Source organism: Kineococcus sp. NBC_00420 (assembly GCF_036021035.1).
Taxonomy (GTDB): Bacteria; Actinomycetota; Actinomycetes; order Actinomycetales; family Kineococcaceae; genus Kineococcus.
On sequence record NZ_CP107930.1, the window covers coordinates 3560752 to 3581419 of the forward strand.

Here is a 20668-nt window from a genome sequence, read left to right on the forward strand (position 1 = left end):
GGGGCCGGGGTCCGTGCTCGCACCTTCGGCAGGACGGGTCCCGCACCCATCGGTGGATGCCGGGGCCGGTCACGGCCCGTGAGGATGAGGGACGTCAGCACGTCCACCCCCAGAAGGGTCATCCCATGATCGAGGCGGTCGGCCTGCGCAAGGTCTACGGCAAGAAGGTCGCGGTGCACGACCTCAGCTTCACCGTGCGCCCAGGCATCGTCACCGGGTTCCTCGGGCCGAACGGCTCCGGCAAGTCCACGACGATGCGCATGATCGTCGGCCTGGACCGCCCGACCGCCGGTCAGGTGCTCGTCGACGGCAAGCCCTTCAGCGCGCACAGCGCGCCGCTGTCCTCGGTCGGGGCCCTGCTGGACGCCAAGGCCGTGCACACCGGCCGCTCCGCGTACCGGCACCTGCAGGCCATGGCCGCGACCGCGGGCATCGGTACCTCCCGCGTCGACGAGGTCATCGACCTCGTCGGCCTGCGCGAGGTCGCCCGCAAGCGCGCCGGTGGGTTCTCCCTCGGGATGGGGCAGCGCCTCGGGATCGCCTCCGCGCTGCTGGGTGACCCGAGCACCGTCATGTTCGACGAGCCGGTCAACGGCCTCGACCCCGACGGCATCCTCTGGATCCGCAACCTCATGAAGGAGCTCGCCCGTCAGGGCCGGGCCGTCTTCGTGTCCTCGCACCTCATGAGCGAGATGGCGCTGACCGCCGAGCACCTGGTCGTCATCGGCAAGGGCCGGCTCATCGCCAACGAGACGGTGCGCGACTTCATCGCCCGGGTCCAGCCGCGCGGTGTGACCGTCCGGTCCCCGCAGGCCGAGCAGCTGCGCGACCTCGTCACCTCCGGCGGCGGGACGCTCACGGCCCTGGAGGACGGCAGCTGGGACGTGCGGGGGATGTCCGCGCAGGCCGTCGGCGACGCCGCGGCCGCCCGCGGGGTCGCCCTGCACGAACTCACCACCGTCAAGGCCTCCCTCGAGGAGGCGTTCATGGAACTCACCGCGGGCGCTCTCGAGTACCAGGCGCACGGACCCGCCGGTCCCGGGGACACCACCCCCGTTCCCGAACCCGCCCAGAGCCGACAGGAGGTGTCGCGGTGAGCGCGACCGTCGAGGTCCAGCAGTTCCGCCCCGTCGAGCACCGGGTGACCTTCCCCGGGCTGGTCCGTTCGGAGTGGATCAAGTTCTGGAGCGTCCGTTCCGTCGTCATGACGATGGCGGCGTCGTTCCTCGCCACGATCGGCATCGGCGTCGCGTTCTCGTTCGCGGCCCGCTCGATCATGAGCTCGGCCGACCCGACGCAGGGCCCTCCGGGCCTCGACGCCCTGGCCGCCAGCACGACGGGTGCGCAGATCGCCACCCTCGTCGTCGCGTCGGTCGGGGTCATCGTGATCGCGGGGGAGTTCTCGACCGGGATGATCCGCACGTCCTTCGTCACGGCTCCCGGCCGGCTCGGGGTCTTCTTCGCCAAGGCCTTGGTGCTCGCGGTCACCGTCGCGGTGGTCTTGGGCGTCGCGGTGTTCGTGGCGTTCTTCCTGGGTCAGGCGATCCTGAACACCCGGGACTTCGGGATCTCCATCGGCGACGCGGGAGTGCTTCGGGCGCTGCTCGGAACCGTCGCCCTCCTGGTCGGTGTCGCCCTGGCCGGCCTCGGGCTGGGCGCGCTGATGCGGAACTCCGCCGGCGCGATCTGCACGGTGGTGGCTGCGATCTTCGTCGTCCCGCCGTTGCTCCAGCTCGTCCCGGACAGCTGGGGTGGCGACACCATCAACGAGTACTTCTTCACCAACACGACGAACAACCTCGTCTCCGTCTCCGACGCCCCGGGTTTCCTCCCGCCCGGCGCCGGTCTCGCGGTGTTCGCCCTCTGGGTCGCCGTCCTGCTCGGGGTCGGCGCGCTCTCGGTGAAGACCCGCGACGTCTGATCAGTTCCCGGAGGAGGCCCGGACGACGAGTTCGGGCAGGTAGACGACCTGCCGGTCGTGGTGCACGACCGGCAGGTCCCCGTGGTTCTCCGCGTCCGGGGTCCCGTCCAACAGCATCCGGATCGCCGAGCGGCCCAGGACGTCCTTGGGTTTGCGGACGGAGCTCAGGGGAACCGTTGCCGCGGCGGCGAAGTCGATGTCGTCGTAGCCCACGATCGCGAGGTCGTCGGGCACCTTGAGGCCCCGCTGCACGACCTCCTGCAGGACGCCGATGGCGACGAGGTCGTTGAGGCAGAACACCGCGGTGGGGCGGTCCGGGGGTGACCAGCCGGCCAGCCGGACCCCCTGCCGTCGACCGTTGTCGATGTCCAGGCGGTCCACGACGATCTCGACGAGGGTCTCCGGGGGCAGGCCGGCCGCGGCCACCGCCCGTCGGGCGCCCTCGAAGCGCTGGTCGACCTGGGTGAAACCGCGCGGTCCGCCGACGACCGCGATCCGGCGGTGACCGGACTCGAGCAGGTGCGCGGTCGCGAGCCGGCCGCCCTCGATGTCGTCGACCGACACCGAGCGGGTCGTCCCGTCGGGATCGTCACGGTCGACGAGGACGAGCGGGACGTCGAGCGTGCGGAGTTCGGCGAGGCGCTGCTCGGAGGTGTCGACGGGGGAGAGCGCGATCCCGGCCACCCGCTGCTGGCGGAGCATCTCGAGGTGGCGGCGTTCGCGCTCGACGTCCTGGGCGCTGCTGCAGAGCAGCAGGGTGTGCCCGCCCGCCTCGGCCGTCTCCTCGGCTCCGCGGGCGAGCTCGGAGAAGAAGGGGTTGGCGAGGTCGAGGACGACCAGCGCGATGAACCGGCTGCGGCCGACGCGGAGCTGGCGGGCGGACTCGTTGCGGACGTAGCCGAGGGTGTGGATCGCCTCGAGGACCTTGACCCGGTTCGGCTCCGACACGGACGAGGGCCGGTTGAGCACGTTGCTGACGGTGCCGATGGACACCCCGGCCCGGGCGGCGACGTCCTTGATGCTCACGCCCGACATGGCACGAACCCTAGCTCAAAGCTTCTAGAAAGATCACTCTCCGTGTAAGCCTCGTACACGGAAACGAAGAGCCGGGGCGGCGTACTCCTCGAGGGCGTGCGCCATCCACCCCGCGCAGCGCGCCACCTCGAAGAGGAGCTCGCCCACCTCGCCCGGCAACCCGTGGGCGTGGGTGAAGGCCGCGAGACCCAGGTCCACGTTGGGGAAGGCACCCGCACCGTGGACGCGGACCACCCGCTCGAGCACCGCGGGCAGGACCTCCGCGACCGGCGAGGCCGGCAGCACCGTCAGCACCGTCGCCAGCAACTCCTCGGCCCTCGGGTCCGACGTCGCGTGCACCACGTGCCCGAACCCGGGAGGGCGCACCCCGGGCTCCACGACGAGGGACCCGCCCAGGGCGTCGGCGAGGAAGCGGTGGGCCCCCGAGACGGCCCCCGCGTGCAGCGACCCGTCCGCCGCACCGAGCGTCGCCGACAGCACCGACGTCAGCGGTGCCCGGGCGCTCGCCGCCACCCGGGCCGCGACCGTCGAGACCGCGAGGCCGTGGTCGGCCAGCAGGACCAGCGGCGCGTCCAGGCGCACCCCGGGGGCGCCCGCCGCCGCCGCGAGCCCCTCGCCCACGGACGGCCCCGGGGCCAGGGCCCCCAGGACCGAGCCGAGGACGACCTCCGGGGAGCTCAGTGCACCGCCGAGGGCGCCACCGAGCGCGCCCACGACGCTCACCGCGACGCGGAGCCGGTCCGGCAGCCGGCACCCCGCCGGCAGGGCGTCGAGCACCACACGCGCCTGCCGGCTGAGCTCCGCGTCCGCCGCGAAGGGACCCGGCGTCGCGGTGCCGGACCACAGCAGCCGCGCGACGGCCTCGAAGGAGTGCCCGCGGGAGAGCTCGACCGCGTCGTGGCCGCGGTAGCGCAACCGGTCGCCGTCGATCGAGGTCAGCGCGCTGCGGACCGTCTCCACGGCCCCCACCGGGCGGCGGCCGCTGCGCCCGCGCCCGGCCAGCGCGTCGACCTCGGCCGCGTCGAACCGGCTGCCCCGGCCGTCGGTGGCGGCGTGGGAGAGCAGCTGCCCGCGGCTCACGTAGGCGTAGAGCGTGGCGACCTTCACCCCGAGGCGGTGCGCCGCCTCGGCGGTCGTCAGCAGTTCACCCACGGTTGATCGGATCAACGTTGACGCCGCCACGTCAAGGCGCGGACGGTGACGGGCATGACGCTGACGAGCGAGGTCCCCGCAGGGTTGCGCGGTGTGGTGGTCACGACGACCGGGCTCGGTGATGTGCGCGGTGACGAGGGGTTCTTCCACTACCGGCAGTACTCGGCCATCGACCTGGCCCGCCACCGCAGCGTCGAGGACGTGTGGTTCCTGCTGCACTGCGGCGCGCTGCCCACGCCGCTGGAGGCGCAGGGCTTCCTGGCCGAGGTCGCCGCCCAGCGGCACCTGCCCGCGGTGCTGGCGGACGCGCTGCCGGTCGTCGCGGCCGCCGGGGGCCCGCTGCTGAGCGGGCTGCGCACGGCGCTGTCCCTGCTCGGCGCCGCCGAGGGGTTCCGGCCCGTCTACGACCTGGACCCCGCCGCCCGGGCCGCCGACGCGCTGCGGGTCTGCGCGCTGACCCCGACGGTCCTGGCCGCCCTGCACCGCCTCCGCTCCGGGGCGGAGCCCGTGGCCCCCCGCGAGGACCTCGACGCGGCGGCGAACTGGCTGTGGATGCTGACCGGTCGCGAGCCCGCACCCGAGCACGTCCGGGCGATCCGTCGCTACCTGGTGAGCACCGTCGACCACGGCTTCAACGCCTCGACCTTCACCGCCCGCGTCGTCGCCTCCACCGGGGCGGACGTCGCCGCCGCCGTCGTCGCCGCGCTCGGAGCGTTCTCCGGGCCGCTGCACGGGGGTGCCCCGGACCGGGCCCTCGCGGCGCTGGAGGAGATCGGCACGCCGGAGCGCGCCGAGCAGTGGGTGCGCGACCAGCTCGCCGCCGGGGGCCGGGTCATGGGGTTCGGCCACGCCGTCTACCGGACCCGCGACCCCCGTGCCGTCCTGCTGCGCGAGACCGCACTCGAGCTCGGCGGGGACCTCGCCGAGCTCGCCGCGGCGGTGGAGGACCGGGTCGTGGCGGTGCTCGCCGAGCTCAAGCCGGGCCGGTCGCTGCACGCCAACGTCGAGTACTACGCCGGGGTCGTGATGGCCCAGGCGGGGCTCGACCCCTCGCTCTTCACCCCGACCTTCGCGACCAGCCGGGTGATCGGCTGGTGCGCCAACGTCCTCGAGCAGGCGCAGGACCCCCGCATCATCCGGCCCGCCGCGCGCTACGACGGGCCGCCGGCGCCCTCACCGCTGCCCTGACGGGGAGGTCGGCTCCACCCGCCGGTCGCGGGGGCGGGGTCCACGAGGGCCACCCCGGGCAGTGCCTCCCGGCCGCTCGACGGCGTTCCTGAGGGGTTCGCGGGCATTGCGCCAACGGCGAACGAGGTGGCGGAACACCCTGTGCGGGGCGCAAGTTGGACAGGACAACCGGGTCACGAACGCCTCACGAACCTCCGCAGGACGCGGACGGGAGTGAACGTGTCGGAGCTCGGGTCTAGCATCGGAATGGTTCGTGGGGGACTTGCTCCCGCGGACTCGACCACCCGCGAGGAGCGCCGCATGTTCGAGAGGTTCACCGACCGCGCCCGACGGGTCGTCGTCCTGGCCCAAGAAGAGGCCCGGATGCTCAACCACAACTACATCGGGACCGAGCACATCCTGCTCGGCCTGATCCACGAGGGTGAAGGCGTCGCCGCCAAGGCCCTCGAGTCGCTGGGCATCTCCCTGGACGCGGTCCGCGAGCAGGTCCAGGAGATCATCGGTCAGGGCCAGCAGGCCCCGTCCGGTCACATCCCCTTCACCCCCCGCGCCAAGAAGGTCCTCGAGCTGTCGCTGCGCGAAGCGCTGCAGCTGGGCCACAACTACATCGGGACCGAGCACATCCTGCTCGGCCTCATCCGCGAGGGTGAGGGCGTCGCCGCCCAGGTGCTCGTCAAGCTCGGTGCCGACCTGAACCGCGTGCGGCAGCAGGTCATCCAGCTGCTGTCGGGCTACCAGGGCAAGGAGCCCGCGACCGCCGGCGGTCCGCAGGAGGGCACCCCGTCCGGGTCGCTCGTCCTCGACCAGTTCGGCCGCAACCTGACCCAGGCCGCCCGCGAGGGCAAGCTCGACCCGGTCATCGGTCGCGACCCGCAGATCGAGCGCGTCATGCAGGTCCTGTCCCGTCGCACCAAGAACAACCCGATCCTCATCGGTGAACCGGGGGTCGGCAAGACCGCCGTCGTCGAAGGGCTCGCGCAGTCCGTCGTGCGCGGCGAGGTGCCGGAGACGCTGAAGGACAAGCAGATCTACACGCTCGACCTCGGCGCGCTCGTCGCCGGGTCGCGCTACCGCGGTGACTTCGAGGAGCGCCTGCGCAAGGTCCTCAAGGAGATCCGCACCCGCGGCGACATCATCCTGTTCATCGACGAGATCCACACCCTCGTCGGGGCCGGTGCCGCCGAGGGCGCGATCGACGCGGCCTCGATCCTCAAGCCGATGCTCGCGCGCGGTGAGCTGCAGACCATCGGGGCGACGACCCTCGACGAGTTCCGCAAGCACATCGAGAAGGACCCGGCCCTGGAGCGTCGCTTCCAGCCGATCCAGGTCCCGGAGCCGACGCTGGCCCACGCCATCGAGATCCTCAAGGGTCTGCGCGACCGCTACGAGGCGCACCACCGCGTCTCGATCACGGACGCTGCGCTGGTCGCGGCCGCGACGCTGGCCGACCGCTACGTCAACGACCGCTACCTCCCGGACAAGGCGATCGACCTGATCGACGAGGCCGGCGCCCGGTTGCGGATCCGCCGCATGACCGCACCGCCGGACCTGCGCGAGTTCGACGAGCGCATCGCCGACGTCCGCCGCGAGAAGGAGAGCGCGATCGACGCGCAGGACTTCGAGAAGGCCGCGTCCCTGCGCGACGGCGAGAAGAAGCTGCTGGCGCAGAAGGGCGAGCGCGAGAAGCAGTGGAAGTCCGGCGACATGGACGTCATCGCCGAGGTCGACGAGGAACTGATCGCCGAGGTCCTGGCCACTGCCACGGGCATCCCGGTCGTTCGGTTGACCGAGGAGGAGTCCACGCGACTGCTCCACATGGAAGACGAGCTGCACAAGCGCGTCATCGGCCAGAACGACGCCATCAGGGCGCTGTCCCAGGCGATCCGACGCACCCGCGCGGGGTTGAAGGACCCCAAGCGTCCCGGTGGTTCCTTCATCTTCGCCGGTCCGACCGGGGTGGGTAAGACGGAGCTGGCGAAGGCGTTGGCGGAGTTCCTCTTCGGTGAGGAGGACGCCCTCATCCAGCTGGACATGTCGGAGTTCTCCGAGAAGCACACCGTCTCCCGCCTCTTCGGCTCCCCTCCCGGCTACGTCGGCTACGAAGAAGGCGGTCAGCTCACGGAGAAGGTGCGGCGCAAGCCGTTCTCGGTGGTCCTCTTCGACGAGGTCGAGAAGGCGCACCCGGACATCTTCAACTCGCTGCTGCAGATCCTGGAGGACGGTCGTCTGACCGACTCCCAGGGCCGCATGGTCGACTTCAAGAACACCGTGATCATCATGACGACGAACCTGGGGACGCGGGACATCTCCAAGGGCGTCGGCACCGGGTTCGCCGCGGGGTCGCAGACCTCGCAGACGAACTACGACCGGATGAAGTCGAAGGTCAACGACGAGCTCAAGCAGCACTTCCGGCCCGAGTTCCTCAACCGCGTCGACGACATCGTCGTGTTCCCGCAGCTGACGCAGGAGGAGATCGTCCAGATCGTCGACCTGTTCATCAAGCGGGTGGACGACCGGTTGAAGGACAAGGACATGGGCATCGAGCTCACGCCGTCGGCGAAGGTCCTGCTGGCGACCAAGGGCTACGACCCGGTCCTGGGTGCTCGTCCGTTGCGCCGCACCATTCAGCGCGACATCGAGGACGTCCTGTCCGAGAAGATCCTCTTCGGCGAACTCCGCGCCGGCCAGATCATCTCGGTGGACACCGAGGGCGAGGGCACCGAGCAGAAGTTCACCTTCGAGGGCACCTCGAAGGAAGACCTGCCCGTGACCGTCCCCGTCGGTGACACGATCGAGGACTGACCTCACCAGCACGACGGCCCGGCACCCCTCGTGGGGTGCCGGGCCGTTCTGCGTCCACGGTGCCCGAGGGGGATCGTTGACTCCACGAGGACACTCGACGTCACCGTTGGGCCAACGCTCCCGGCGAGTGGGACCGGGGAGGCAACGATCCCACCGACTCGTGCACCGCGCCGCGTCTGGGAGGATCACGGGGTGCCGACCGGATCCGACGTCCTCGTCCGTCCCGCCCGGACGGGAGACATCCCCGAGGTCCGACGGCTCGTCGAGGTCTACGCGCGCCAGCGCATCCTGCTGGGCAAGGAGCTCATCACCCTCTACGAGGCCGTCCAGGAGTTCGTCGTCGCCGAGCTGCGCGACGAGAACGGCGCCCGGGTCGTGGGGTGCGGGGCGATGCACGTGCTGTGGGAGGACCTCGCCGAGGTCCGCACCCTCGCCGTCGACCCGGCCGTCCGGGGGTCGGGTGCGGGCGGCAGGATCCTCGAGGCGCTGCTGCAGCGCGCGGACGACCTCGGGGTCACCCGGTTGTTCTGCCTCACCTTCGAGACCGCGTTCTTCGCACGGCACGGGTTCGTCGAGATCGAGGGGACCCCGGTCGAGCCGGAGGTCTACGCCGAGATGCTCCGCAGCCACGACGAGGGGGTCGCGGAGTTCCTCGACCTCGCTCGCGTCAAACCGAACACGCTGGGCAACAGCAGGATGCTGCGGGTCGTCCCCGCGGCGGGTGGAGGGAACCGATGAGCAGCACGACGGTGATCGTCATGGGCGTCTCCGGCAGCGGGAAGACGACGCTCGCGCAGGACCTGGCCACGGCCAAGGGCTGGACCTACGCCGAGGGCGACGAGTTCCACTCCGAGGCCAACGTCGCCAAGATGGCGTCCGGGCACCCCCTCACCGACGAGGACCGCTGGCCCTGGCTGCAGTCCATCGCCGACTGGATCTCCGCACGCGAGGCCGCGGGGGAGTCCGTCGTCGTCACCTGCTCGGCGCTCAAGCGGGTCTACCGGGACCTGCTGGCCAAGGACAACCCCTCCGTCGTCTTCTGCGAACTCCAGGTCCCGGCCGAGGTCCTGGAGCAGCGGATGGCCGAGCGGAAGAACCACTACATGCCGGCGTCGTTGCTGCGCAGCCAGCTCGACACCCTCGAGGATCTCCACCCCGACGAGCGCGGGTTCCGGGTCCGGGTGCAGGGTGGTCCCGATCACGTGCTGAACGAGGTGCTCCGACACCTCTGACCCCGGAGGTGTCGATGACGACCGCCCTGTCCACCGCTGTCCAGTCTGCCGCCTGGACGGGCACCGACACCCGGTTGGTGGTCGCCGCACTGCTCGGCATCGCCGTCGTGGTCGTCGTCGTCTCGTGGGCCAAGCTCAACGCGTTCATCGCGTTGATCCTCGGTTCGGCCGTCCTCGGTCTCGTCGCGGGGATGCCGGTCGCTGACATCGTCGCCTCGTTCTCCATCGGGCTCGGCGACGGGGACGGTGCCGCCGGTGGCGCGGGCAAGACGTTCGCCGACGTCGGCATCCTCGTCGCGCTGGGGGCGGTGCTGGGCCGCTTCCTGGCCGACTCCGGCGGGGCCAATGAGCTCGTCGACCGCGTGGTGGACCGCGTCCACGGCAAGGCGCTGCCGTGGGCCCTGGCCGGTGCGGCCGTCGTCGTGGGTCTGCCGATGTTCTTCGAGATCGGGCTGGTGCTGCTCGTCCCGATCGTCGTGCTCGTCGCCAAGCGCACCGGCCGTCCGGTCCTGAGCCTCGGGATCCCCGCCGTGGCCGGGTTGTCCGTGCTGCACGGGTTCGTGCCACCGCACCCGGGACCGCTGGTCGCGATCGACAACCTGCACGCCGACCTCGGCCGGACCCTCGCCTTCGGTCTGGTTCTCGCGATCCCGACCGTGGTGATCGCCGGTCCGCTGCTCGCGCCGCTGGTCTCGCGCTTCGGCCCCCAGGACGCCGAGCACCTGCCCACGACGGGCGGTGATCTCGGGGGTGCTGATCCGGACGCTCGCCGACCCTCCCTGCCGGGCATCCTCACCGTCGTCCTGCTCCCGGTCGCACTGATGCTCGCCCGCGCCGTCGCCGAGATCGCCCTGCCCGAGGAGAACGGCGCCCGGACGCTGCTGGTGGCTCTCGGCACCCCGCTGGTGGCCCTGCTCATCGGGGTCCTCGCCGCGATCCCGTTGCTGGGGCTCAGCGTCGGGATGGATCGGCGCAGGATCGGCTCGACCATCGACGCGTCCCTGCCGCCGATCGCCTCGACGCTGCTGATCATCGCCGCCGGCGGCGGGTTCAAGCAGGTCCTCATCGACGCCGGGGTCGGGAAGCTGGTGGGGGAGCAGGCGTCCGTGCTGAGCCTGTCGCCGCTGATCCTGGGTTGGATCGTCGCCGTGCTCATCCGGCTCGCGACGGGGTCCGCGACGGTGGCGACCATCACCGCGGCGAGCATCGTCGCCCCGTTGGCGGGTGACCTCTCCGCCAACCACCTCGCCCTGCTGGCCCTCTCGGTCGGGGCCGGCTCGCTGTTCTTCTCCCACGTCAACGACGTCGGGTTCTGGCTGGTCAAGCAGTACTTCGGCCTCACCGTGGGGCAGACGCTGAAGAGCTGGTCTGTCATGGAGACCGTCATCTCGGTGTGCGGTCTCGGCGGTGTCCTGCTCCTCAGCCTGGCCTTCTGACCCGCGGAAACAACACTTTCCGCCCCCACGAGCGCGCCGTCGGGGCGGAAAGTGTTGTTTCCGCCGGGAAGGGGCGGGGTGGCAGGGCGGAAAGTGTTGTTTCCGCGAGGTGGGAGGGTGGGGGTGTGGACGGCGACCTCGTGGTGAACCGCCGGGTGACGATCCCGGAGGCGGAACTCCGCGAACGGTTCTCCCGCTCCAGCGGGCCCGGCGGGCAGGGCGTCAACACCACCGATTCCCGCGTCGAGCTGACCTTCGACCTCGAGCGGTCACCGTCGGTGCCCGAGGACCTGCGCGAACGTGCGCTGGGGCGCCTCGAGGGCAGGCTCGTCGACGGCACCCTCACCGTCGCGGCCCAGGAGCACCGCGCTCAGCTGCGCAACCGGGCGGCCGCCGCGGAACGGCTGCGCAGCCAGCTCGCGGCGGCGTTCGCCCCCGAGCCGGCGAAGCGGCGCCCCACGAAGCCCACCCGGGGTTCGCAACGTCGCCGGCTGGAGACGAAGCGTCAGCGCAGCGACACCAAACGCCTCCGCCGCTCCACCGACGACTGACCCGTGCTCAGGAGCGGGGGAGGGTGAAGCGGCCGTCGGGGAGGGGTTCGACGAGACCGTCGGACACCAGCCCGTCGAGACAGCGCTCGCGTTGGGCCGCGTCCGACCAGCAGGCGGCGAGCTCCTCCGCGGTGACCGGCTCCGAGGACGCGCGGAGGACCGCGAGCAGCTTCCCCCGCACCTGGCGGTCGGTCCCGGCCCAGGCCTGCCCGCGGCGGGGCGGGCCGGTGGGGGCGGGGCGACCCGCCAGCACCCACGCGCACCGCGACACCAACGGGCACCGTCCGCACGAGGGGGAGCGCGCCGTGCAGACCAGCGCCCCCAGCTCCATGACGGCGACGGCCCAGCGGGCGGCGGTGGCCTCGTCGTCGGGCAGCAGCTCGACGGCCAGCCGGTTCTCGGCCGCGGTGAGCGAGGCGGCCGGTTCTGCCGTCCCGGTCACCGCGCGGGCGTGCACCCGGCGGACGTTGGTGTCGACGACGGCGTGCCGCTGCCCGAACGCGAACGAGGCCACGGCCGCCGCGGTGTAGGCGCCGACCCCCGGCAGCGACAGCAGCTGCGCGTGCTCGGAGGGGACGAGACCACCGTGCTCGTCGCGGATCGCGACGGCCGCCGCGTGCAGGCGCAGCGCCCGGCGCGGGTAGCCGAGCCGGTTCCACATCCGCACGGCCTCGCCGGGCGGGTCGGCGGCCAGGTCGGTGGGCGTCGGCCAGCGCTGCATCCACGCCTCCCACTGCGGCAGCACCCGGGCGACGGGGGTCTGCTGCAGCATGACCTCGCTGACCAGGACCCCCCAGGGTGAGCGGTCGGGCGCGCGCCAGGGCAGGTCGCGGGCGTGGTCGGCGTACCAGTCCAGGACCGTGTCGTGCAGGTCCAGGACGTGGTCCGGGGTGGTGGGAGTCATCGCGGGGGATCGTCGCACGGCGCGCCTCCCGGCGCCCGACACGCCGGACACCTACCTTTCCCCGGTGAGCAGCGTCCTGCACCCCGTCGGACCTGAGGACAAGGGCATCTACTGGCGACGACGCCTGGTGACCATTGTCGTACTGCTCGTGGTCATCGTGCTCGCCGTCGTCGGGATCCGCGCTCTCACCGCCACCGACGACGCCGCGGCCCAGGGTCAGAAGCTCGACCCCAGTCACGTCGCCTCCACCCTCACCGCCGCCCCCGGTCCCAGCACCTCGCCCGGTGCCACCCCCACAGACAGCCCCACAGACAGCCCGGCGGACAGCCCCACGGGCAGCGCGACCGGGTCGCCGACGGCGACCGGCACCGGGGCGGTCGCCCCGTGCGAACCCGCCGCGCTGACCGTCGCCCTCACCTCCGACGCCACCACCTACGGCCCCGGCAAGGCCCCGCGGTTCGTGGTCACCGTCACCAACACCTCCCAGACCGCCTGCACCGCCGAGATCGGCAGCGGCGTGCGGGGCCTCGTGGCGACCGACGCGTCGGGGGCCCAGGTGTGGTCCACGGCCGACTGCGAGGCCTCCACGGCGTCGCAGGTCTACACGATCCAGCCGTCCAAGAACCGCGCGATGACGACGGTCTGGTCGCGGCTGCACTCCGCCGCCGGCTGCCCCCCCGACCAGCAGGCCGTCGCCGACGGCAACTACACGGTGACGGCGACGTGGGACCAGATCGTCACCGCACCCCTGACGATCGCCCTCACGAGCTGACCGTCCCCGCGACCCACCCCGTGGGGCGCGGCCTCAGACGTAGCGTTCGAGGATCGAGCTCTCCGCCAGGCGCGAGAGCCCCTCGCGCACCGCGCGGGCACGCTGCTCGCCGACACCGTCGACGGTCATGAGGTCGTCGATGCTCGCCGCGAGCAGCTTCTGCAGGTCGCCGAACTGGTCGACGAGACGTTCCACGATGGCACCGGGCAACCGCGGGACCCGGTTGAGCAGGCGGAAACCCTTGGGGCTCACCGCGGAATCGAGGGAGTCGCCGCCGACGGAGAACCCGAGGACGCGCGCGACCTGCGCGAGGTCCACGAGGTCGGACTGGTGCAACCCGGCGAGGTTCTCGAGGACCTGCTCCAGCGGACCCTCGTAGCGGCTCGCCTCGAGGTAGTCGCGGACGACGAGTTCACGGTCGGGACCGACCCCGCCGACGAGTTCGTCGAGCTGCAGCGAGAGCAGACGGCCGTCGACCCCGAGTTCGACGACGTAACCGGAGATCTCGTCGGCGATCCGGGAGACCATCTCGATGCGCTGCACGACCGAGCAGACGTCGCGGACGGTCACGAGGTCCTCGATCTCGAGGGCCGACAGCGTGCCCGTGACCTCGTCGAGGCGGGCGCGGTAGCGCTCGAGGGTCTGCAGCGCCTGGTTCGCGCGGCCGAGGATCGCGTCGGAACCCTCGAGGACGTAGCGGCGGTTCCCGGTGTAGACGGCGACGATCCGCATCGACTGCGACACGGAGATGACGGGAAAACCCGTCTGCTTCGCGACGCGTTCGGCGGTGCGGTGCCGAGTGCCGGACTCGCTGGTCTCGATCGCGGAGTCGGGGACGAGTTGCACTGCCGCGCGCACGATCCGGGACACGTCGCGGTCCAGGACGATCGCACCGTCCATCTTGGCCAGTTCCCGCAACCGGGTGGCCGAGAACTCGACGTCCAGGGTGAAACCCCCGGTGCACAACGAGTCCACGACGCGGTCCAGACCGAGCACGATGAGGGCGCCCGTCCGACCGCGCAGGATGCGCTCGAGACCGTCGCGCAGTTCCGTCCCGGGCGCGATGATCGCCAGGGTCTGCCGCAGGACCTCGTCCGGCGTCCGGTCGACCACGGGTCACCCTCCGAAAACGATCGTCTCGCGCACATCCGAACCTGGTCGGAGTCTAACCGCGGTGCGGGTGGGACGGGTGTGTCGCCCTCGCCGAACCGGCTCAGGCGTCCTCCGGGCGCAGCGCGCGGAGCGCTTCGAGGGCCTCGCGGATGGTCGCGACCTCGATGATCGCCGCCTTCACCTTGGTCGCGCTGACGGCCTCCTTGGCCCCCGGCGGCGCGAGGATCCTGCGGTGGCCGAGCCGCGCGGCCTCGGCGATGCGCGGCCCGAGCATCGTGACCCGGCGGATGTCGCCGGAGAGGGAGACCTCCCCGATGGCCGCGACGTCCAGCGGCAGCGCGAACTCCTGGGCCGCGGAGGTGATCGCCAGGCAGATCGCCAGGTCGCTGCCCGGGTCGCTGGAGCGCATCCCGCCGACGGTCGCGGCGTAGACGTCCTTGTCGTAGAGGCGGACCTTCGCGATCCGGTCGGTGACGGCGATGAGCATCCCCACCCGGGAGACGTCGAGACCGCTGACCCCGCGGCGGGGGTTGGGGGCGTTAGTCGGCGAGACCAGCGCCTGGATCTCGGCGATGAGCGGACGCCGGCCCTCGACCGTCACCGTGATGCAGGTCCCCGGGACGGGCTGCTCGCGGGAGGCGCGGAACAGGCCGCTGGGGTCGGGCACCTCGACCATCCCGGCGTCGGTCTGCTCGAAGCAGGCGATCTCGTCGGCCGCGCCGTAGCGGTTCTTGACGGCCCGCAGCAGCCGCAGCGTGGTCTGGCGGTCGCCCTCCAGCGCCAGCGTCGTGTCGACGACGTGCTCGAGGGCCCGGGGCCCGGCGACCGTGGACTCCTTGGTCACCTGGCCGACGAGGCAGTGCGCGATGCCGCGGGACTTGGCGAGTCGCGTGAGGGTGCTCGCGACCTCCATCACCTGCGTCACCCCACCGGCGCGGCCCTCGACGTCGCCCGAGGCCATCGTCTGCACGGAGTCCACGATGACCAGGGCGACGTCGGGGCCGAGGGCGTCGAGGTGGCCGATCGCCTCGGCGAGGTCGTTGGTGTCGGCGAGGTAGAGGTGCTCCGACGTCGCGCCGATGCGGCGGGCCCGCACCGCGATCTGCTCGACCGACTCCTCGCCCGAGACGTAGAGGACGGGACGTCCCGTCGACTTCGCCACGCTGTCCGCCGTGGTCAGCAGGAGGGTGCTCTTGCCGGCCCCCGGCTCACCCGAGAGCAGCAGCACCTGCCCCGGGACGAGCCCGCCCCCGAGGACCCGGTCGAACTCCGTCAGCCCCGTGCTGAGCCGGTTCTTCACCTCGGCGCTGCTGATCTCGGAGATGCGCCGCGCGGGCCGGACCGGTGCGCTGCCCGTGGCGGAGGCCCGCAGACCCACGACCCGCGTCGACCCGACCTCCTCGACGGTGCTCCAGGCCTGGCACTCCCCGCAGCGCCCGACCCACTTCGCCGTGCTCCAGCCGCACTCGGTGCAGCGGTAGGAGGGTCGGGCGGTCTTGCTGGTGGTCTTCACGGGCACGTCAGGAACCGTAGACGGCGGCTCCGACAGAGGGGACACGACACGGCCCGCCCTCCCCGAGGGGAGGGCGGGCCGTGTCGGAGCGGAGTGGCGGGTCAGACCCCGTAGAGGACTTTCATCGTGGTCATCAGGATGCCCAGCGTGGCGAAGACGAAGCTCGGCACGAACGCGAGGATCGCGGCGCCGATGCTGCCGCTCTTGCGGTAGAGCAGGTAGGCCGAGAAGACCATGACGAGCGCACCGGCGAGGGTGAAGGCCAACCCGACGACGATCCGGGCGCCCGGCGCCGCCTCGTAGGGGTTCGCCCCCAGCAGGAGCAGCGGGACGACCCCCGCCAGGACCAGACCCACGACCCAGATGCCCAGGGCCAGGACCGTCCCGGGCGTGGGCCTGGTCCACTTCATGGGGGCCAGCGCCCGCTGTTCCTCGTGCTGGACCGGCGGGGTGGCGTGCGCGCTCATGCCTCCATCATCCACCGTCGGGACCCTTCGTGACGACCCAGGTCGGCAACGGCTTCCCCCCGACTCCTGCGCCGACTCCTGCACCGACTCCTGCACCGACTCCTACGCCGCGTGGGTGAGACCCCCTGCTGCCACCGCCCGCAGCGGTCGACACCCACTGGGTGCCGGGGGAACGCGTCGTGAGGTGGCAACTGTTCGAGGGAGACCTCGAGCGGGACTTCCAGCGTGCCCGCAACCGGGCCCGCTCGCGGTACTTCGTCCCGACGGCCCTGCTGGGGCTGCTCATGTTCGACGCCTACGTCCTCGTCGACCTCGCCCTCGCCCCGCAGGTCCTGGCCTTCTCGTTGCTGCTGCGACTGGGGGTCGTGACCCCCCTGGTGCTGGGTGGTCTGGTCCTCCGCCGCCGGCGGCTCCGCGCGAAACCGGCCTCGGGCATCGACGGCCCGCTCGTCGCCGCGGCCGCCGTGCTCGTGGTGCTCGCGATCGCCGCGATCCAGTACAGCGCCCCGGCGGCCCTGGGGGGCGCCTACTTCGGGGGCTCCTTCATCGTCGTCGTGTTCTTCGTGACGTTGCTGCGCTCCGACGTCCGGCGCGCCGCCGCCTCCCTCGTCGCCATGCTCGCCGCCGTCGCCTGGGGGCAGGCCCTCATCGGGGCCGACGCCGCGGCGACCCAGGTCGCGGCGCTGCTCGCGGTCGCCGTCAGCGGGATGTTCGGCCTCGTGATGGCCGGCAGCGTGGAGAGCAGCGAACGGGCCCGCTTCCTCGCCGAGCGTCGTGAGCGCGCGCTGGGCGCGGAACGCGAGGACCTCATCGCGGCGCTCGACGAGGCCGCCCACCGCGACGAGATGACGGGCCTGCTGAACCGGCGCGGGCTGCAGCAGCGGCTGCCCGCCGAGGGCACCCCCGTCGGGGTCCTCGTGGTCGACGTCGACCACTTCAAGGCCTACAACGACGCGTTCGGACACCTCGAGGGCGACCGGTGCCTCACGCTGGTGGCGGAGACCCTCGCCGCCCACTCGCGGCCGGGTGACGTCGTGGCCCGCTTCGGTGGGGAGGAGTTCGCCGTGCTGCTCGAAGGCGCCGACCGTGAGGACGTCCTCGCCGCGGGTGAGCGGCTGTGCGCCGCCGTGCGCGACCTCGCCCGCCCGCACCCCTCCCGCCCCGACGGCGGCGACGTCGTGACCATCAGCGTCGGGGTGGCCGTGGGGACCTGGGAGAGCGCGCTGGCCGCCGCGGACGGCGCCGTGTACGCGGCGAAGTCCGCCGGCCGCGACCGCGTGCTGGCGGCGATCCGGTGAGGCGCGCCCCGTTCCTGCGGCTGGGGGAGACGCTGCGCGCGCTCGGCCTGCCCGCCGTCTCACCCAGCTACGAGGCGCTCGCCCGGGAGGCCAGCGACGAGGTCCTGGTCACCGACCCGACCGGGTGGGTGTCCTTCACCTCGCCCACCTTCAGCCGGCGCTGGAACCTCGAGCGGTGGGCGCTGGTCGGCAGCGACGCCTTCGACTGGGTCGTGCCGGAGGACCGTGAGGCAGCTCGCGCGCGCCTGCTCGCCGCGTGCGTCCCGGGGGCCGGGCCCGTCGACAGCGAGCACCGCTTCGTCGTGCGCGCCACGGGCGAGGTCCGCTGGTGCCGGGTCCGCTTCAGCGACGCCCGCCACGTCCGCGGGGTCGGCGGGGTCATCTGGAACGCCCAGGACATCACCGAGGACAAGCGCAACGTCGAGGCGCTGCGCCACCTCGCCGCCCACGACCCGCTGACCGGACTGCCCAACCGGCGTGAGCTCTTCGACGGGTTCCGCGCCGCCCTGCACGCCGGGGACGACACCGCGTTGCTGGTGCTGAGCCTCGACGGGCTGAAGCTCGTCAACGACCGGTACGGCCACGCCGTCGGCGACGAGGTCGTCTGCCGGATCGCCGAGCGCCTGACCGACGTCGTCGGGAACGCGAGCGGCGGGGGTGGGCGGCTCTGCCGCCTCGACGGCGACGAGTTCGCCGTGCTGCTGCGCGGGGCCGAACCCGAGGTCCACCGGGCCCTGCCCGTCCTGGCCGAGCGCGCCGTCGAGGCGGTCCGCGAGCCCCTGTCCGTCCTCGGCCGGACGGTGGCGATCACCACCAGCGTCGGGACGGCCGTGCTGTCGGTGGCCGACGCGCCCGCCGACGCGGACGAGGCCGGGCGGCAGGTGTTCCAGCAGGCCGGGGTCGCGGTGACGGCCGCGAAGTCCGGCGGCCGTGACCGCTGGATCCCGTTCTCGCGCAGCCTGCTCGACAGCGCCCACGACCGGGCCGAGCTGGCGGCGGACCTGCGGCGGGCGCTCGACGCCGACGGGGAGGGACTGCGGGTGCTCTACCAGCCGCTGGTCGACCTCGAGCGGTCCGCGACGGTCGGCTTCGAGGCCCTCGTGCGCTGGGACCACCCCACCCGCGGGTCCGTCCCGCCCTCGGTGTTCGTCGCGATCGCCGAGGAGTCGGACACGATCATCGCGCTCGGGGCGTTCGTCCTGGACACCGCGCTCGCCGCCGCGGTGGAGCTGCAGCGTTCCTCCGGACGCGACGACCTCGAGATCAGCGTCAACCTCTCCGGGCACCAGCTGCGCCGGCCGGGGATCGTCGACGACGTCGCGCAGGCGTTGCTGCGCCACGGGGTGGAACCCTCCAGCCTCTGCCTCGAGGTCACCGAGAGCGTCGCCGTCGCCGACCTCTCCGCGGCCGGGAACACGTTGCAGGAGCTGCGGGCCCTCGGCGTGCGCATCGCCCTCGACGACTTCGGGACGGGGTACTCCTCGCTGTCCTACCTGCGCCGGCTGCCCGTCGACATCCTCAAGATCGACAAGTCGTTCGTGGACGACGTGAGCGACTCGGCCGACGCCGTCGGGGCCGCGGTGCTCTCCGGCATCGTCACGCTGAGCTCGGCGCTGGGTCTGGTGACCGTGGCCGAGGGGATCGAGACCGACCAGTCCCACGCCGTCGTCCGGGGGGCGGGGTGCACGTGGGGACAGGGCTACCTCTTCGCCCGGCCGCTGGCGCTCGCGGACGCGCTGAAGCACCTCGCGGTGGAGGCTCAGAACTCCCGGGACCGCAGCACGACGGCGTAGTCCACGCGGGTCCCGGCGTGCTCGGCGAGGATCTCCTGCGCCTGGCGCGGGGTGAACTCGATGCCGACGACCGCCTCGAGGTCCTCGCGGCGCTCGAACTCCCAGGCGACGTCGAGGCGTTGCACGGACCACCCGCGCCGCGCGAAGAACCGGTCCACCGCGACGGCGTCGTAGCGCGGCAGCGACCGCTGGAACCAGCGCCCGAAGGTGGAGCGGGTCGCGTCGTTGTCGACGACGAACGCCGTCCCGCCGCGGCGCACGACCCGGTCGAGCTCGGCGAGGCCGGGTTCGCAGCCCGGGCCGAAGAAGTAGGCCCAGCGAGCGTGCACGACGTCGACGCTCGCGTCCGGCAGCGGCAGCGCGCCGGCCTCGCCGTGCAGGACGCGGACCCCGTCGATCCCGCGGACCCGGTGCAGCGCACGGCGCAGCAGCGGGGGGTGGGGTTCGACGCCGGTGACCGAGCGGGCCCGCTCCGCGAACCGCGGGAGGTGGAACCCCGTGCCGCAGCCGACGTCGAGGACGTCGGCCCCCGACCAGTCGTGCGTGCGGCGCACGGCCGCCTCGAGGAGCCCGCCGCGGTCGAACGCCAGGTTCTCCAGCTCGTAGACGTCGGGGGAGTTCCAGACGTTCGGGCTGGGGATGACCGAACCGCTCACCGGCCGGCGCGGCCCGGGTCGGCGGGGTGGACGGTGAGGGGGAGCAGGCGCCGGTGCGCGGAACCGTCGCGCGAGCGCGACACGAGGGCCTCGCAGTGCCTCGCGAGTTCCTCGTAGGGCCGGTCGCCGATCATCTCGCGCAGTTCGTTCTCGCAGCTGCGGAACACCGGCCGGGTGCCGATGTGGGCGGCGGGGTTGCCGGTGCAGTACCAGTCGAGGTCGTGGCCGCCCTCGCCCCAGCCGCGCCGGTCGTACTCGGCGATGCTGACCTCGAGGTAGGTGGTCCCGTCACCGCGGGTGACCGTGCGGTAGGAGCGCTTCAGCGGCAGCTGCCAGCAGACGTCGGGCTTGTACTCCAGCGGGTCGACGCCGTCGCGCAGGGCCTGCTGGTGCAGGGCGCAGCCGGCCCCGGCGGCGAAACCGGGCCGGTTGGCGAGGATGCAGCCGCCCTGGTGGACGCGGGTCTTGCGGGCGCCGTCCTCGACCTCGGTCCAGCCGCCGTTCTCCTTGCGGCCCTCCTCGAAGAACTGCCAGGTCTGCGGGGTGAGCTTCTTGACGACCTTCGCGACGCGCTTCTCGTCGGCCTTCTCGGTGAAGTGGGCGCCGAGCGCGCAGCAGCCGACGTCGGGGCGGTCGGCGTAGATCCCGGGACAGCCGTTGCCGAAGATGCAGGTGTAGTCGCTCGTCAGCCAGGTGAGGTCGATCCGGTAGACGGTGTCGGCGCCCTCCTCGGCGGAGAGACCGCGCTCGACGTCGTCGGGGTCGGGGAACTCCACCCACAGGCGGGCGGTGTCCAGCGGTGTCTCCTCGCTCACCGCTGCAGGGTAAGCGTGTT

The 20668-nt window shown here is 72.5% G+C and carries 19 protein-coding genes; 11 read left to right on the forward strand and 8 right to left on the reverse strand.

Going from position 1 to position 20668, the window contains the following annotated elements; all coding sequences use genetic code 11:
- Positions 1–125 precede the first annotated feature (125 nt).
- Entirely contained in the window at positions 126–1097 is a 972-nt protein-coding gene (locus OG218_RS17535; protein WP_328294519.1) for an ABC transporter ATP-binding protein, read from the forward strand.
- Complete coding sequence (locus OG218_RS17540; RefSeq protein ID WP_328294520.1) at positions 1094–1921, forward strand: hypothetical protein; 828 nt, start codon at positions 1094–1096, stop codon at positions 1919–1921. The genes OG218_RS17535 and OG218_RS17540 overlap by 4 nt, the downstream gene beginning before the upstream one ends.
- Here the strand turns inward: OG218_RS17540 and OG218_RS17545 are convergent, their stop codons facing one another.
- Positions 1922–2956: a LacI family DNA-binding transcriptional regulator gene (locus tag OG218_RS17545; RefSeq protein ID WP_328294521.1), complete on the reverse strand. Its 1035-nt coding sequence runs from the start codon at positions 2954–2956 to the stop codon at positions 1922–1924.
- Positions 2957–2989: 33 nt separating this feature from the next.
- A complete protein-coding gene (locus tag OG218_RS17550) occupies positions 2990–4108 on the reverse strand; it encodes a citrate synthase (RefSeq protein WP_328294522.1) in 1119 nt (372 codons plus the stop codon).
- 54 nt (positions 4109–4162) lie between these two features.
- Between OG218_RS17550 and OG218_RS17555 the strand changes: the two genes are divergently transcribed.
- From OG218_RS17555 to arfB, 6 genes are all read left to right on the forward strand, one after another.
- Positions 4163–5296 carry a citrate/2-methylcitrate synthase gene (locus OG218_RS17555; protein ID WP_328294523.1) on the forward strand — a complete coding sequence of 378 codons (1134 nt, stop codon included), beginning with the start codon at positions 4163–4165 and terminating at the stop codon, positions 5294–5296.
- A 300-nt stretch (positions 5297–5596) separates the two neighbouring features.
- Positions 5597–8098, forward strand: coding sequence for an ATP-dependent Clp protease ATP-binding subunit (locus OG218_RS17560; RefSeq protein ID WP_328294524.1), 2502 nt, complete (start codon positions 5597–5599; stop codon positions 8096–8098).
- A gap of 192 nt (positions 8099–8290) precedes the next feature.
- Positions 8291–8836 carry an amino-acid N-acetyltransferase gene (locus tag OG218_RS17565; protein WP_328294525.1) on the forward strand — a complete coding sequence of 182 codons (546 nt, stop codon included), beginning with the start codon at positions 8291–8293 and terminating at the stop codon, positions 8834–8836.
- Entirely contained in the window at positions 8833–9330 is a 498-nt protein-coding gene (locus OG218_RS17570; protein WP_328294526.1) for a gluconokinase, read from the forward strand. The genes OG218_RS17565 and OG218_RS17570 overlap by 4 nt, the downstream gene beginning before the upstream one ends.
- Positions 9331–9344: 14 nt before the next feature.
- On the forward strand, positions 9345–10766 hold the full coding sequence (locus OG218_RS17575; protein WP_328294527.1) for a GntT/GntP/DsdX family permease: 1422 nt from the start codon (positions 9345–9347) through the stop codon (positions 10764–10766).
- Positions 10767–10891: 125 nt separating this feature from the next.
- A complete protein-coding gene (gene arfB / locus OG218_RS17580) occupies positions 10892–11317 on the forward strand; it encodes an alternative ribosome rescue aminoacyl-tRNA hydrolase ArfB (protein WP_328294528.1) in 426 nt (141 codons plus the stop codon).
- A 7-nt stretch (positions 11318–11324) separates the two neighbouring features.
- On the opposite strand, the gene OG218_RS17585 is transcribed toward arfB, so the two are convergent.
- A complete protein-coding gene (locus OG218_RS17585) occupies positions 11325–12221 on the reverse strand; it encodes an A/G-specific adenine glycosylase (protein WP_328294529.1) in 897 nt (298 codons plus the stop codon).
- A gap of 64 nt (positions 12222–12285) precedes the next feature.
- On the opposite strand from OG218_RS17585, the gene OG218_RS17590 reads away from it, so the two are divergent.
- Positions 12286–12993 carry a hypothetical protein gene (locus tag OG218_RS17590; protein ID WP_328294530.1) on the forward strand — a complete coding sequence of 236 codons (708 nt, stop codon included), beginning with the start codon at positions 12286–12288 and terminating at the stop codon, positions 12991–12993.
- A 33-nt stretch (positions 12994–13026) separates the two neighbouring features.
- Here the strand turns inward: OG218_RS17590 and disA are convergent, their stop codons facing one another.
- From disA to OG218_RS17605, 3 genes are all read right to left on the reverse strand, one after another.
- A complete protein-coding gene (gene disA, locus OG218_RS17595; RefSeq protein ID WP_328294531.1) occupies positions 13027–14106 on the reverse strand; it encodes a DNA integrity scanning diadenylate cyclase DisA in 1080 nt (359 codons plus the stop codon).
- Positions 14107–14206: 100 nt separating this feature from the next.
- Positions 14207–15625, reverse strand: coding sequence for a DNA repair protein RadA (gene radA / locus OG218_RS17600; RefSeq protein WP_328294532.1), 1419 nt, complete (start codon positions 15623–15625; stop codon positions 14207–14209).
- Between the two features lie 95 nt (positions 15626–15720).
- Positions 15721–16086 (reverse strand): hypothetical protein, encoded by a 366-nt coding sequence (locus OG218_RS17605; protein ID WP_328294533.1) that lies wholly within the window; start codon positions 16084–16086, stop codon positions 15721–15723.
- A 179-nt stretch (positions 16087–16265) separates the two neighbouring features.
- On the opposite strand from OG218_RS17605, the gene OG218_RS17610 reads away from it, so the two are divergent.
- The gene (locus tag OG218_RS17610; RefSeq protein ID WP_328294534.1) at positions 16266–17384 is read left to right on the forward strand and encodes a GGDEF domain-containing protein; all 1119 of its coding nucleotides are present in this window, start codon (positions 16266–16268) and stop codon (positions 17382–17384) included.
- Positions 17381–19177, forward strand: coding sequence for a putative bifunctional diguanylate cyclase/phosphodiesterase (locus OG218_RS17615; protein ID WP_328294535.1), 1797 nt, complete (start codon positions 17381–17383; stop codon positions 19175–19177). Before OG218_RS17610 ends, OG218_RS17615 begins: the two co-directional genes overlap by 4 nt.
- Here the strand turns inward: OG218_RS17615 and OG218_RS17620 are convergent.
- Positions 19144–19833: a class I SAM-dependent methyltransferase gene (locus OG218_RS17620; protein WP_328294536.1), complete on the reverse strand. Its 690-nt coding sequence runs from the start codon at positions 19831–19833 to the stop codon at positions 19144–19146. The genes OG218_RS17615 and OG218_RS17620 overlap by 34 nt on opposite strands.
- Positions 19830–20648, reverse strand: coding sequence for a hypothetical protein (locus OG218_RS17625; RefSeq protein WP_328294537.1), 819 nt, complete (start codon positions 20646–20648; stop codon positions 19830–19832). Before OG218_RS17625 ends, OG218_RS17620 begins: the two co-directional genes overlap by 4 nt.
- Between the last annotated feature and the right edge of the window lie 20 nt (positions 20649–20668).

What these genes read in the sequence shown, in the direction of transcription:
- OG218_RS17535 (WP_328294519.1), top strand. Translation starts at nt 126, where the DNA reads ATGATCGAGGCGGTCGGCCTGCGCAAGGTCTACGGCAAGAAGGTCGCG.
- OG218_RS17545 (WP_328294521.1), bottom strand. Translation starts at nt 2,956, where the DNA reads ATGTCGGGCGTGAGCATCAAGGACGTCGCCGCCCGGGCCGGGGTGTCC.
- OG218_RS17555 (WP_328294523.1), top strand. Translation starts at nt 4,163, where the DNA reads ATGACGCTGACGAGCGAGGTCCCCGCAGGGTTGCGCGGTGTGGTGGTC.
- OG218_RS17560 (WP_328294524.1), top strand. Translation starts at nt 5,597, where the DNA reads ATGTTCGAGAGGTTCACCGACCGCGCCCGACGGGTCGTCGTCCTGGCC.
- OG218_RS17570 (WP_328294526.1), top strand. Translation starts at nt 8,833, where the DNA reads ATGAGCAGCACGACGGTGATCGTCATGGGCGTCTCCGGCAGCGGGAAG.
- OG218_RS17575 (WP_328294527.1), top strand. Translation starts at nt 9,345, where the DNA reads ATGACGACCGCCCTGTCCACCGCTGTCCAGTCTGCCGCCTGGACGGGC.
- OG218_RS17585 (WP_328294529.1), bottom strand. Translation starts at nt 12,221, where the DNA reads ATGACTCCCACCACCCCGGACCACGTCCTGGACCTGCACGACACGGTC.
- OG218_RS17605 (WP_328294533.1), bottom strand. Translation starts at nt 16,086, where the DNA reads ATGAGCGCGCACGCCACCCCGCCGGTCCAGCACGAGGAACAGCGGGCG.